The sequence below is a fragment of the Dyella flava genome (assembly GCF_016904955.1).
GTDB lineage: Bacteria > Pseudomonadota > Gammaproteobacteria > Xanthomonadales > Rhodanobacteraceae > Dyella_B > Dyella_B flava.
Genome location: NZ_JADIKE010000035.1, coordinates 188,161 through 201,898 on the forward strand (window position 1 = coordinate 188,161; position 13,738 = coordinate 201,898).

The window sequence follows — 13,738 nt, forward strand, 5'->3', positions numbered from 1 at the left end:
GCGCTTATCGTCCGTACAAAGTGCTTTGCACGGTCACCGCCGTCCCTGGTGGAAACCCCAAAGGGTTCCTCGGCACGCCCATCCGGGGCGTGGCGCCCGCGGTTAGCCGCCCTTCTCCAGCTTCGCAATCATCGGCGCGCGTGCGGCCATGATGAGTGCTGCAGCACGATCTTCATCCATGCCTTCGATATCGATCAGGTCATCGACGGCCAGGTCGGCCAGATCGTCCACCGTGACCACCCCACGCTCGGCGAGCGTATAGGCGGTCGGCTCGTCCATGCCATTGAGTTCGAGCAGTTCCTGCGAGGGCTGGTGGTCATCGAGGTTTTCCTCGACCGCCAGTGCTTCGGTCAGCAGTGAATCGCGGGCGCGGGCACGAAGTTCTTCGACGATGTCCTCGTCGAAACCTTCGATCGCCAGCAGCTCGGCACTCGGCACGTAGGCGATTTCCTCGACGCTGGAGAAACCCTCCTGCACCAGGATGTTGGCGATTTCCTGGTCCACTTCCAGCTTGTCCATGAAGAGCTGGCGGGCAGATTCCTGCTCGGCTTCGCTCTTGGCAGCCACCTGGTCCTGCGTCATCACATTGAGCTGCCAGCCGGTGAGCTTGCTGGCCAGGCGCACGTTCTGGCCACCGCGGCCGATGGCCTGCGAAAGCTTGTCTTCGGCCACCGCGATATCCATCGAGTGCTTGTCTTCGTCCATGATGATGGACTGCACTTCCGCCGGAGCCATGGCGTTGATCACGTACTGGGCCTGGTTCTCATGCCACAGGATGATGTCCACGCGCTCGCCGTTGAGCTCGTTCGACACGGCCTGCACGCGTGACCCGCGCATGCCGATGCAGGCGCCGATGGGATCGGTGCGGTTGTCGTGAGCCACCACGGCGATCTTGGCGCGGTCACCCGGATCGCGGGCGCAGCCCTTGATCTCGACCAGGCCCTGGCCGACTTCCGGCACCTCGAGCTTGAACAACTCGATCATGAATTCCGGTGCGGCGCGCGATACGAACAGCTGCGGACCGCGTACTTCTGAACGCACTTCCTGCAGATAGCCGCGCACGCGATCGCCGACACGATGCGATTCGCGCGGAATGGTCTTGTCACGCGGAATGAACGCTTCGGCATTGCCGCCCAGGTCGAGGTAGACATTGCCGCGCTCGACACGCTTGACGATACCGGTGACCAGCTCGCCCACGCGGTCCTTGAACGCATCCACCACCTGCTGGCGCTCGGCTTCGCGCACGCGCTGCACGATCACCTGCTTGGCGGCCTGCGCGGCGATACGCCCGAATTCGGCATTCTCGATCTGCTGTTCGATGTACTCGCCGATCGCGGCGTCCGCGCGTTCGTCGACGGCGTCCATCAGGCGCAGCTGGCGGAACGGCGATTCCATCTCGCCATCGTCCGCAATGACTTCCCAGCGACGGAAGGTTTCGTAGTCGCCCGAGGCGCGATCGATGGTGACGCGGATATCCGGATCTTCGTCCGGGTAGCGCTTTTTGGCAGCGGACGCCAAGGCAGCTTCCATGGCCAGGAAAATCACGTCACGCGGCACGCCCTTTTCATTGGCGACCGCATCAACTACCAGCAAAAGTTCTTTGCTCATTGCAACCACTCCGTGAACGCCGCCTGGCGCTCCATCGACAGATTGATCAATTCAACACTCATTTCTTCTTGGCCGGCTTGCGACCGCCGGGTTTGGGCTGCGGCACGTAACCGAGCGCTGCCCAGTCCGGCACGATACGGGCGCTTTCCACCGCGTCGTGCCCGAGCTGAAACACTTTGCCTTCGGCTTCCAGCACGATCGTGCTGCCTTCCACCGACGCCACTTTGCCGCGCAACCGGCGGCGACCTTCGAGCGGCGCCTTCAGCAGCACCTTCACCTCCTGCCCGACCACCTTTTCAAACTGGGCGGCGGTAAACAGTGGCCGGTCGATCCCCGGCGAAGACACTTCCAGTACGTAGTGACCGGGAATCGGGTCTTCAACATCGAGCATCGCCGACAATTCGCGGCTGGCGGCTTCGCAGTCGTCGAGGGTAACTTCGCGGCCTTCGATGTCGAGATAGACGCGCAGCGTACTCTGTCCCTGCGAAGGGCTAAATTCCACGCCAAGGCACTCGAGCTGAAGATCAGCCAGAACCTCGGTAAATCGTTGTGCAAGAGCTTGCGTATCCATGTCGTCCAATGAGCCGATCAAGGCTCACTCCGTCGCCAGAAACAAAAAATGGGCTCAAGCGGCCCATTCCCTTATCTCGCCGATGTCCCGACTCTTCCAGGCTCTTTCCCCGCGTTTATCGTGGCTATTATGACCCGATAAATCGCATCCGCATCCTTGCGCCCAACAAAAAAGCCTCACGAGGAGGCTTTCTTGTCCAAGAAAGATCTGGTAGCGGGGGCAGGATTCGAACCTGCGACCTTCGGGTTATGAGCCCGACGAGCTGCCAGACTGCTCCACCCCGCATCAGAGTCCGAGAATTCTAGCGATATGGCCGAATTCTTGCAAGCCTTAAAACTCGCTATCTCTCACTCCGCGGATACGGAGCACACCCCTCAACCCACAAATGCCTGCTTGCACCAGCCCAGCAACGGCCCCCAGTACACGCCAAGCACCAGCAATACCAATGCATTCACCGACAAGGCCAGACGCAGCGTGAAATCCGGCTGCAAGCGCACCACCGTGCCTTCAACCGGCTTGTCGAAGTACATCACCTTCACGACGTGCAAGTAGTAGTACAGACCGATGATGGCAAAAACGGCGCCGACGATAGCCAGCCACATCATGCCGGCATGAATCGCAGCCTGCAGCACCAGCAGCTTGGCGAAGAAGCCGAACATCGGCGGCACACCAGCAAGCGAGAACATGCACAGCAACATCAGGAAGGCCATCCACGGCGAACGCTGATTCAAGCCCTTGAAGTCTTCGATTTCTTCGCATTCGAAACCGGCGCGGCTCAACGCTAGGATCACACCGAATGCGGCAGTCGACATCAGCGCGTAGCTGATCGCATAGAACATCGCCGACGAATAGCCTTCCGGTCCCGCATTGACCAGGCCCAGCAAGAGGTAACCCATGTGGGAAATGGTCGAATAAGCAAGCAGACGCTTGAGGTTGGTCTGCACGATGGCAACCAGGTTCCCCACCGCCAGCGACAACACCGCGAGCACCGCCAGCATCAACTGCCACTGGTGCGCCATGTCGCCCATGCCGGTCGCCAGCAGACGGAACGCCATACCAAAAGCAGCCAATTTAGGTGCCGAACCCACGAACACCGTCACGGCGGTCGGCGCACCCTGATAAACGTCCGGAATCCACATGTGGAATGGTGCGGCGCCCAGCTTGAAGGCCACGCCGATGATCATGAAGATCAGACCGAACACCAGCAAATGCGGCATCGTGCTGTGCGGGATGGCATCACGCAGCTGTACCAGATCCAATGTGTTGGTGGCACCGTAAACCATCGACATTCCGTACAGCAGCATGCCCGAAGCCAGCGCACCGAGCACGAAATACTTGATGGCCGCTTCCGACGAAAGCTCCGAATCACGATTCAATGCGACCAGTGCATACGACGAGAGCGTAAGCAATTCCAGCCCCAGGTAGATCATGATCAGGTTACCGGCCGAAACCAGCAGCATCACGCCGATCAGGGCAAAGAGCATCAGCGTGTAGAACTCGCCAATGAACAGCTTGCGATCGCTCAGATATGGTTTGGCATAGATAAAGACCAAAATGGTGCACAGCAAGGCGAAGACCTTGAGGATCTCGGCCACGCCGTCACGAATGAACATGCCATTGAAGGCCGTGACCGCTCCATCCGGCTGGTGTGCAACCACCAGGTAGATACCGGCGACCAGCACGAAGATGGATGCCCAGTGCAGGGTCGGTCCACGTTGATGCGCCGGCAGGAAGGCATCCGCAAGAAGAAGCACACACGCCGCGGCAACCAGATAGAACTCCGGCACCATGATCAGAATGTCGTTAAAAGTCGGCATGGTCGCTCTCGATCAGACCTTGTGGATGGCCAGCAACTGGACCAGCTGCGATACCGAGCTGTCCATCAAGTGGGTCAACGGTTCGGGCCAGATGCCGATGAGCAGGGTCATGGCAGCGAACGCGCCCAGCACGATGACTTCGCGTCCGTTGAGGTCCTGCATTTCAGCAACGTGGGAATTGGTGACATCGCCCCACAACACCCGCTTGACCAGCCACAGCGTGTAAGCCGCGCCGATGATCAGGGTGAAGGCCGCAAACAACGCAATCCACGGATTGGCACTGAAGCTGGCAAGAATCACCATGAATTCGCCCACGAAACCGCTGGTGCCGGGCAGACCGCAGTTGGCCATGGCAAACAGTACGTAGAAGAAGCCGAACCACGGCATCACATTGATCACGCCGCCGTAATCCTTGATCAGGCGCGTGTGCATGCGGTCGTACAGTACGCCGATGCACGAGAACATTGCGCCGGAGATGAAGCCGTGCGAGATCATCTGCACCATCGCACCCTGCATGCCCAGGCGTGCAGTGTCGGTATTGCCCTGTTCACGCACCAGCATGAAGCCGATGAAGATACCCAGGGTGACGAAGCCCATGTGCGCCACGGATGAATACGCCACCAGCTTCTTCATGTCCTCCTGCACCAGCGCGACGTAGCCGATGTAGACCACGGCGATCAGGCTCAACAGAATCACCAGCCAGGCGAACTGTGCGGATGCATCGGGCACGATCGGCAGGCTGAAACGCAGGAAGCCGTATCCACCGATCTTCAGCATCACCGCCGCCAGCACCACCGAACCGCCGGTCGGCGCTTCCACGTGGGCATCCGGCAACCATGTATGCACCGGCACCATCGGCACCTTGACTGCGAACGCGATCAGGAAGGCGAAGAACAACCAGCTTTGTTCGGTCAGCGTCAGCGGCAGGGTCGCCAGCGTATGCAGATCGAACGTACCCGCCTTCAGATACAGGTAGATCAGGCCGATCAGCATGAAGATCGAGCCGAGGAAGGTGTAGATGAAGAACTTCAGCGTGGCGTAGACGCGGCGCGGACCACCCCAGATACCGATGAGGATGAACATCGGGATCAGCATCGCCTCGAAGAACACGTAGAACAGCAAGGCGTCGGTAGCGCAGAACACACCGATCATCAGGCCTTCGAGTACCAGCATGGCAGCCATGTACTGATGCGGCTTGTCCTGGATCACTTCCCAGGCGCCGATGATGACCAGGATGCCCACAAAGGTGGTCAGCAGGATCAGCGCGACCGAGATGCCGTCCACCGCCAGGGCGTAGTGGACATTGAGCGAAGCAATCCACAGGTGGCTTTCGGCCAGCTGCATGCCGCCGGCATCCGCGTTGTATTGCGGAATGAGGAACAAGCTCACCACAAAAGTGAGGACGGCCATCAGCAAGGACAGCCAACGGGCCGTATTAGGACGACCGGAGCCGGCCAGCAGGACAGGCACTGCGCCTGCGATGGGCAGCCAGATCAGCAGGCTGAGCAGATGATTGAACATGGAGCTCGCTTCCCTTATTGCCCGACCAGCCAGTACCCACCCAGAAGCAGGATGAGGCCGAGGATCATCGCAAACGCGTAGTGGTACAGATAACCGGATTGGACACGACGCACGGCCGATGCAATGCGCTGGATCGTGCTGGCCGAGCCATCGATCAGCACGCCGTCGATCACCGCAGCATCGCCACCCTTCCAGAACATGCGACCCAGCTTGACGCCGCCGCGCGCGAAAATCGCGAAGTAGATGTCATCGACCCAGTACTTGCGGTCGAGGATCACCCAGATCGGCTTCAGCGCGCTCTTGATCTTGTCGGCCACCGATGGATTGAACAGGTAGATGTAGGTGGTGATGATGAACGCCGCCAACACCAGCAGGAACGGCAGCTGGGTGAAACCATGCAACGCCATCGCCAGCGACCCGTCGAATTCCTTGCCCATTTCGCCGAGTACGTTGTTGGCCTCGTTCACATGGACCGCGCCGCCGAACCAGTTACCGAACAACACTGGCTGCACGGTAAAGAAGCCCACGAACAGCGACGGAATGGCCAGCAGGATCAGCGGCACCGTCACCACCCACGGCGACTCCTTGGGAGGATGGCTCAACACGCCCGGCTCATGGTGGCCGTGATCATCATGATGATCATCGTGACCATGCGCGTCGTGGTGGCCATGATGCTCGACCACCTTGAAGCGCTCCTTGCCGTGGAAGGTCATGTACATCTGGCGGAACGTATAGGTCGCCGTCACGAAGGCACCGACCACCACGCAGAAATAGGCGTAGCCGGAACCCCAGCGATGGGACTCGTGCACCGCATCGATGATCGAGTCCTTGGAATAAAAACCTGAGAAGAACGGCACGCCACACAGCGCCAGGGCACCGATCCACATCGTGATCCAGGTGATCGGCATGTACTTGCGCAGACCGCCCATGTAGCGCATGTCCTGCTCATGGTGCATGGCGATGATCACCGAGCCGGCACCGAGGAACAGCAGCGCCTTGAAGAAGGCATGCGTCATCAGGTGGAACACGGCACCGGCGTAAGCCGAAACGCCCAGCGCCACGGTCATGTAGCCCAGCTGCGACAGCGTCGAATACGCCACCACGCGCTTGATGTCGTTCTGCACGATGCCGATCAGACCGGTGAACAATGCACCCGTCGCGCCGATGACCAGCACAAAACTTAGCGCTGTTTCCGACAACTCGTACAGCGGCGACATTCGCGCCACCATGAAGATACCGGCGGTCACCATCGTCGCGGCGTGGATCAGCGCGGAAATCGGGGTCGGGCCTTCCATCGAGTCGGGCAGCCACACGTGCAGCGGCACCTGGGCCGACTTACCCATCGCACCGATGAACAGCAGGATGCAGATCACCGTGGCCGCATCCCAGTGGGTGTTCTGGGTGAGGGTGAGCGTCTTGCCGACCAGGGTCGGGGCGGACGAGAACGCCGTGGCGTAGTCCAGCGTACCCAGGAAATACAGGATCGCGGCAATACCCAGCAGGAAGCCGAAGTCACCCACGCGGTTGACAATGAAGGCCTTGAGGTTGGCGAAGATTGCCGTCGGGCGCTTGTACCAGAAGCCGATCAGCAGATACGACACCAGGCCCACCGCTTCCCAGCCGAAGAACAGCTGCAGGAAGTTGTTGCTCATGACGAGCATCAGCATCGAGAAGGTGAACAGCGAGATGTAGCTGAAGAAGCGCTGGTAACCATCGTCATCTGCCATGTAGCCGATGGTGTACACATGCACCAGCAGCGACACGAAGGTGACGACCACCATCATCATGGCAGTGAGGCGGTCGATCAGGAAACCCACGGTGGCCGTGTACTTGCCGATCTCGAACCACGTGTAGATGTTGTGGTTATAAACCGGCGCACCGCCCGCGGTGATCTGGTAGAGCACATAGAACGACAGGCCGCAGGAAATCAGCAGACCGAGAATGGTGACGCTGTGCGCACCGACGCGGCCGATTTGCTTGCCGAGGAAGCCCGCCAGCAGGCAACCGACCAGCGGGGCCAGTGCGATAGTCAACAGAATGGAGGTGGAAAGTTCCATGGTGCTTAGCCCTTCATGCTGTCGATTTCGGTGACGTTGACCGTGCTGCGATTACGGAACAGCAAGACCAGGATCGCCAGGCCGATCGCGGATTCCGCAGCAGCCACAGTAAGAATGAAGAAAACGAAGACCTGCCCTGCCACATCGTGATTGAAGCGCGAGAAGGCCACGAAATTGATGTTGACAGCGAGCAGCATCAGCTCGATCGCCATCAGCAGCACGATGACGTTCTTGCGATTGATGAACAGACCCGCCACCGAGATACAGAACAGGATCGCGCCAAGCACGATGAAGTGTGAGAGCGTAATCATGGCTTGGACTCCTGAACGGGCGCGGGCTGACTCTCGACAGGACGCTCCGCCGCCATCTTGATGACGCGCACGCGGTCGCTGGCCCTGACCGACACCTGTTCGCTGGCCTGCTGCTTGCGCGTACCGGCGCGGTGGCGCAGGGTCAGTGCGACGGCGGCGATCACGCCTACGGTAAGGATCAGCGCGGCCACTTCGAAGGGCAGCAAGTACTGGGTGTAGAGCGCCTGACCCAGCCACGCCGTGTTCGACATGCCGGCAGCGGTAGCCGGGTTTTCGCCCATGGTCTGCGCATGCATCGCGCGTACGCCGATCAGGCCCAGCATTTCCACCAGCATCGCGATGGCCACGAACAGGCCGACCGGCAGGTATTTCATGAAGCCCTCGCGCAGCTTTTCCTGGTCGATGTCGAGCATCATCACCACGAACAGGAACAGCACCATCACCGCACCGACATACACCACGATCAGCGCGATAGCGAGAAATTCAGCCTCGGCCAGCATCCAGATGCAGGCGGTGCTGAAGAAGGTGAGCACCAGCGCGAGCACGGCCTGCACCGAGTTGCGCAGCGTAACCACCGACAGCGCCGCAATCACCGTAATGGCAGCGAAAGCGTAGAAACAAACGAGTTGGAACACAGACGGATCGATCATCGGTGGTGTCCTTAGCGATAGGCCGCGTCTTGCGCGCGCGCTGCGGCGATATCGGCTTCGAAGCGATCACCGATGGCCAGCAACTGCGGCTTGGTCACCACGTTCTCGCCGCGATGCTCGAAGTGATATTCGTGCACGTGCGTTTCCACGATCGAGTCCACCGGACAGCTTTCTTCGCAGAAGCCGCAGTAGATGCACTTGAACAGGTCAATGTCGTAACGCGTCGTGCGGCGCTGGCCGTCGCTGGCGCGCGGCGCCGAGTCGATCGTGATGGCGAGCGCGGGGCATACAGCTTCGCAAAGCTTGCACGCGATGCAACGTTCCTCGCCGTTGGCGTAGCGACGCAGTGCGTGCAGGCCACGGAAACGGTTGGATTTGGGAATGTGCTCCATCGGATAGCGCATCGTGTACTTGGGGCTGAACAGGTACTTCCAGGTCAGCACCATGCCCTTCAGCAGCTCGATGAGGAGCAGGCTCTTGAAATAGTTAGTAATGCGAGACATGGCTTTCTTTAGCCCCCCGTGCCGATGTGAACCCAGCCGTAGTACTTCATGCAGCCGGCGACAAACACCCACACGATGGCGATGGGAATGAATACCTTCCAACCCAGGCGCATGATCTGGTCATAGCGATAGCGCGGGAAGGTGGCGCGGAACCACAGGAACAGGAACGCGAAGAAGAAAGCCTTCGCCAATAGCCAGATGAAACTGGCGTGACCAAGTACCGGCACGCTCTCCGGGAACGGGCTCAACCAGCCGCCCATGAACAGGATCGCAGCCAGGAAGCTGACCAGGATCATGTTGGCGTATTCGGCCAGGAAGAACAGCGCGAACGCAGAGCCCGAATATTCGACGTGGAAGCCGGCGACGATTTCCGACTCGCCTTCGGCCACGTCGAAAGGCGCGCGGTTGGTTTCGGCCACGCCCGAGACGAAATAGACCACGAACACCGGCAGCAGCGGCCACATGAACCAGTCCAGGATGCCCTTGTGACCGGCCTGCGCCATGACGATGTCAGTGAGATTGAGGCTGCCCGCCAGCACCAGCACACAGACCAGGCACAGGCCCATCGCCAGTTCGTAGGAGATCACCTGCGCGGCCGAACGCATGGCACCCAGCAACGCATAGCGCGAGTTGGAAGCCCAGCCTGCGAGGATGATGCCGTACACACCCAGCGAGGTCATTGCGAGCAGATAGAGCAGACCCGCGTTAGCGTTGGACAGGGCGAAGCGCGCACCGAAAGGCACCACCGCCCACGCCGCCAGCGCGGGAATCAATGCCAGCAAGGGCGCCGTGTAATACAGGGCCTTGTTGGCGTTGGTCGGCAGGATCACTTCCTTGCAGATCAGCTTCACCACGTCGGCGAAGGCTTGCAGCAAGCCCATCGGACCGACCTGGTTGGGCCCCATGCGCACGTGCATCCAACCCAGCACCTTGCGTTCCCAGTACACGTACAGCGCCACCGTGAGGGTGAGCGGAATGACGACCGCCAGGATCAGCAATACGGGGATGATTAGCTGATGAATAATCTGATCGCCCATGATTTACGCCTTGCTCAAGGTGATGGCCGCGCCGTAAGGCGGCAGCGTCGCGGTCTGCTCGTGTGCGGCTTCGATCCACACGGCACCATCGGGCACCGTCGCATCGATCACCAGCGGAAGGACCACATTCGCAACCTTGACCTGACCACCAGCTGCCAGGCCCTGACGCTGCGCTTCTTCCGCATTGACGCGTACGGCCGGTGCGCGATTGAGCGGGTGCGCCTGTAGCGCGGTCGCACGACGAAGCACTGCGTCGCTACGATAGATCGGCCACGTTGCAAGACGGCTCAAGCCCTGTGCGGACTTGCGTACGGAAAGCCCCTGCTTCGTCGCCGCCGCCTGCTCGGTCATGCCATCGCGCAAACCGGCGAGGTCATCGAACTCGAAGCCCGGCAACTTCATCTGGCCGCCGAGGGCACGCAGCACCTTCCAGCCCGCGCGCACATCGGAACCCGGTGCCTTGGCACCCGCTTCAACGCGTTGGGCGCGTCCGTCGACGTTGACGAGCGTGCCGTCGATTTCCGGCAGCAGGCCGATCGGCAGGATCACGTCGGCGACATCGCGCAGTTCCGGCGTGGCGAACGACGCGAAGGCAATGATGTGCTGCGTACCATGCAGCGCATTGATCACCGCAGATCCATCGGCGAAGTCGTGCGGCAATTCCAAGCCGTAAAGCACATAGGCCTTGCGCGGCTGGGCCAGCATGGCTTGCGCATCCAGGCCACCATTGCCCGGCACCACACCGACCTTGGCCAGGCCGATCGCGTTGGCGCCTGCCGGCAGCTCGTTATAGGCGGCGCCCGTCGCTTCGGCGACGAAGCGAGCGACCGCACGCAGCCACGAAGCCTGCGGATGTGTCACTGCGGCTTCGCCAAGAATCACCACCGCCTGCCCCGACTTCAGCGCAGCGATCGCATCGCTGTCACCCTGGTCGTTGGCCGCACCGTTGATGGCTTCAGCCAAATGCGCCGGCGCCGTTGCCCCGGCTGCAACGGCAGCCTTGGCCAGCGACAGCAACGCATCGACCAGCGCATGCGGCGCGACGATGGCTTCGCCGGCCAGCTTGTAGTTGAAATGGAACTCTGCCGGATTGACGGCGTAGACCTTCGCACCCTTCTTCACCGCCTGGTGAACGCGGTGGTTGAGAAGCGGCATTTCGTGACGCAGATCCGAACCGACCAGCAAGGCTGCCTTGACCTTGTCGATATCGGCGACCGGCATGCCAAACGGCTGCGCTACCGCGTTGTCGGCAAAGTCGAGCTGACGCAGACGATGATCGATATGTGCACTGCCGAGCCCGCGAGCGAGGCGAACCAGCAGATCACCTTCTTCGTTCGTGGTGGACGGATGCACCAGCACGCCGAGATCGCTGCCGGATACGCCCTTCAACGCCTCGCCGGCGACGGCGAGCGCATCTTCCCAGGTCGTACTCTGCCAGCGGCCGTTGCGCTTCACTTCCGGCGCGTGCACGCGATCGGCGGCATAGAGCCCCTGGTGGCTATAGCGATCGCGATCCGAGAGCCAGCACTCGTTGATGGCTTCGTTATCGCGCGGCACCATGCGCAGCACTTCACCGCGACGGATATGCAACCAGAGGTTGGAACCGAGCGCATCGTGATAGGCGATCGACGGCTTGGCGATCAGTTCCCAGGCGCGTGCCTTGAACTGGAACGGCTTGTTGGTCAACGCACCGACCGGACACACATCGATGATGTTCCCCGACAGCTCGGTTTCCAGCGTCTTGCCGATGTACGTGCCGATCTGCAGGTTTTCACCGCGACTCATGCCGCCCAGCTCATAGGTGCCGGCGATCTCGCTGGTGAAGCGCACGCAGCGCGTGCACTGGATGCAGCGGGTCATTTCGGTGGCAACCAGCGAGCCGAGGTTTTCATCGGCGATGGTGCGCTTGCGTTCGGTGAAGCGCGATACGCTGCGGCCATAACCAAGCGCCACGTCCTGCAGTTCGCACTCGCCGCCCTGATCGCAGATCGGGCAGTCGAGCGGATGGTTGATCAGCAGGAATTCCATCACGTCGCGCTGGAATTTCAGCGCCTTTTCCGTGCGGGTGGTGACCTTCATGCCCTCGGCCACCGGGGTGGCGCAGGCTGGCTGCGGCTTGGGCATCGGACGACCGCCCATTTCCACGTCCACCAGGCACATGCGGCAGTTGGCGGCGATCGGCAGCTTGCGGTGGTAGCAGAAGCGCGGAATCGCGATGCCGATGGCGTCGGCCGCCTCGATGATCATCGCGCCCTTGCGGATCTGCGTAGGCTTGCCATCGATCTCGATATTCAGAAGATCGGGTGCGGTATTGGCTGGCTGCGCACTCATGCAGCAACTCCACGGCGGGTTTCGGCGAGCCGGTCTTCGGTCATCGAGCGACCATGCTGCACGTAGTATTCGAATTCATCCCAGAACTTGGCGAGGAAGCCCTGCACCGGCCATGCGGCAGCTTCGCCGAACGCGCAGATGGTGTGGCCCTCGATCTGGCCGGCGATGGCCTTCAGGCGATGCAGGTCGTCCTGCGTGCCCTTGCCTTCCACGATGCGTTCCAGCACACGATGCATCCAGCCGGTACCTTCGCGGCACGGGGTGCACTGGCCGCAGGATTCGGCATGATAGAACTGCGCGATGCGACAGCAGGCCTTGACCATGCAGGTGGTCTCGTCCATCACGATGACGGCGCCGGAGCCCAGGCCCGAACCCGCCTTCTGCAGGCAGTCGTAGTCCATGGTGGCCGCCATCATTTCCTCGGCATTGAGCACCTTCATCGAGGAGCCGCCGGGAATCACCGCTTTGAGCTTGTTGCCGTTGCGTACGCCACCCGCCATCTCCAGCAGATCCCTGAAGGACGTGCCAAGACGGATCTCGAAGTTGCCCGGATTGTTGACGTGGCCGGACACCGAGAAAATCTTCGGGCCACCATTATTGGGCTTGCCGAGATTGAGGAACCACTCCGCGCCGTTACGCAGGATGGCCGGCACCGATGCATAGGTTTCGGTGTTGTTGATGGTGGTCGGCTTGCCGTACAGGCCGAAGTTGGCCGGAAACGGTGGCTTGAAGCGCGGCTGGCCCTTCTTGCCTTCCAGCGATTCCATCAACGCGGTTTCTTCGCCGCAGATGTAGGCGCCCGCACCGAGCGCGCCATAGATGTCCACGTCGATGCCGGTGCCCTGGATGTTCTTGCCGAGCAGGCCTGCAGCGTAGGCTTCCTTCAGCGCTTCTTCGAAATGCTCGAAGGGCTCATGATGGAATTCACCACGCAGGTAGTTGTAGGCCACCGTCGAGCCGGTCGCGTAGCACGCGATCGCCAGGCCTTCGACCACCGCATGCGGGTTGTAGCGCAGGATGTCGCGGTCTTTCGCGGTGCCGGGTTCCGACTCGTCGGAATTGCAGAGGATGTACTTCTGCATGGTGCCCTTGGGCATGAAGGACCACTTCAGGCCGGTGGGGAAGCCCGCGCCGCCACGGCCGCGCAGGTTGCTGTTCTTGACGATCTCGACGATCGAGGCGGGATCGGGTTTCTCGGCGAGAATCTTCTTCCACGCCTTGTAGCCGTCCATTTGCAGGTAGCTGTCCATCGCCCACGGCTTGTCGAAATGCAGTGTGGTGTAGACGACCTGGTGTTCCTGGGGTGCGGGTCCGACTGCCATTGCCCTGCCC

General features: G+C 60.9%; 11 protein-coding genes and 1 tRNA gene. All 12 read right to left on the minus strand.

What is annotated here, in order from left to right; genetic code table 11:
- Positions 1-102: 102 nt before the first annotated feature.
- The 12 genes from nusA to nuoF all read right to left on the minus strand — a co-directional run bounded on the left by nusA (position 103) and on the right by nuoF (position 13,728).
- Complete coding sequence (gene nusA, locus ISP19_RS10590; protein ID WP_204681720.1) at positions 103-1,608, minus strand: transcription termination factor NusA; 1,506 nt, start codon at positions 1,606-1,608, stop codon at positions 103-105.
- Between the two features lie 58 nt (positions 1,609-1,666).
- Complete coding sequence (locus ISP19_RS10595) at positions 1,667-2,179, minus strand: ribosome maturation factor RimP (protein ID WP_204682194.1); 513 nt, start codon at positions 2,177-2,179, stop codon at positions 1,667-1,669.
- 208 nt (positions 2,180-2,387) lie between these two features.
- Positions 2,388-2,464: transfer RNA gene (locus tag ISP19_RS10600), tRNA-Met, on the minus strand.
- A gap of 89 nt (positions 2,465-2,553) precedes the next feature.
- Entirely contained in the window at positions 2,554-3,996 is a 1,443-nt protein-coding gene (gene nuoN / locus ISP19_RS10605) for an NADH-quinone oxidoreductase subunit NuoN (RefSeq protein WP_204681722.1), read from the minus strand.
- A 12-nt stretch (positions 3,997-4,008) separates the two neighbouring features.
- Positions 4,009-5,517 carry an NADH-quinone oxidoreductase subunit M gene (locus ISP19_RS10610; protein WP_204681724.1) on the minus strand — a complete coding sequence of 503 codons (1,509 nt, stop codon included), beginning with the start codon at positions 5,515-5,517 and terminating at the stop codon, positions 4,009-4,011.
- A gap of 14 nt (positions 5,518-5,531) precedes the next feature.
- Entirely contained in the window at positions 5,532-7,574 is a 2,043-nt protein-coding gene (nuoL, locus tag ISP19_RS10615; protein ID WP_204681726.1) for an NADH-quinone oxidoreductase subunit L, read from the minus strand.
- A 5-nt stretch (positions 7,575-7,579) separates the two neighbouring features.
- A complete protein-coding gene (nuoK, locus tag ISP19_RS10620) occupies positions 7,580-7,885 on the minus strand; it encodes an NADH-quinone oxidoreductase subunit NuoK (RefSeq protein ID WP_204681728.1) in 306 nt (101 codons plus the stop codon).
- Complete coding sequence (locus tag ISP19_RS10625) at positions 7,882-8,535, minus strand: NADH-quinone oxidoreductase subunit J (protein ID WP_204681730.1); 654 nt, start codon at positions 8,533-8,535, stop codon at positions 7,882-7,884. The genes nuoK and ISP19_RS10625 overlap by 4 nt, the downstream gene beginning before the upstream one ends.
- Before the next feature lie 11 nt (positions 8,536-8,546).
- Positions 8,547-9,038 carry an NADH-quinone oxidoreductase subunit NuoI gene (nuoI, locus tag ISP19_RS10630; RefSeq protein WP_204681732.1) on the minus strand — a complete coding sequence of 164 codons (492 nt, stop codon included), beginning with the start codon at positions 9,036-9,038 and terminating at the stop codon, positions 8,547-8,549.
- 8 nt (positions 9,039-9,046) lie between these two features.
- A complete protein-coding gene (gene nuoH / locus ISP19_RS10635; RefSeq protein ID WP_204681734.1) occupies positions 9,047-10,075 on the minus strand; it encodes an NADH-quinone oxidoreductase subunit NuoH in 1,029 nt (342 codons plus the stop codon).
- Between the two features lie 3 nt (positions 10,076-10,078).
- A complete protein-coding gene (gene nuoG, locus ISP19_RS10640; RefSeq protein ID WP_204681736.1) occupies positions 10,079-12,406 on the minus strand; it encodes an NADH-quinone oxidoreductase subunit NuoG in 2,328 nt (775 codons plus the stop codon).
- Entirely contained in the window at positions 12,403-13,728 is a 1,326-nt protein-coding gene (nuoF, locus tag ISP19_RS10645) for an NADH-quinone oxidoreductase subunit NuoF (RefSeq protein WP_204681738.1), read from the minus strand. Before nuoF ends, nuoG begins: the two co-directional genes overlap by 4 nt.
- Positions 13,729-13,738: the final 10 nt, after the last annotated feature.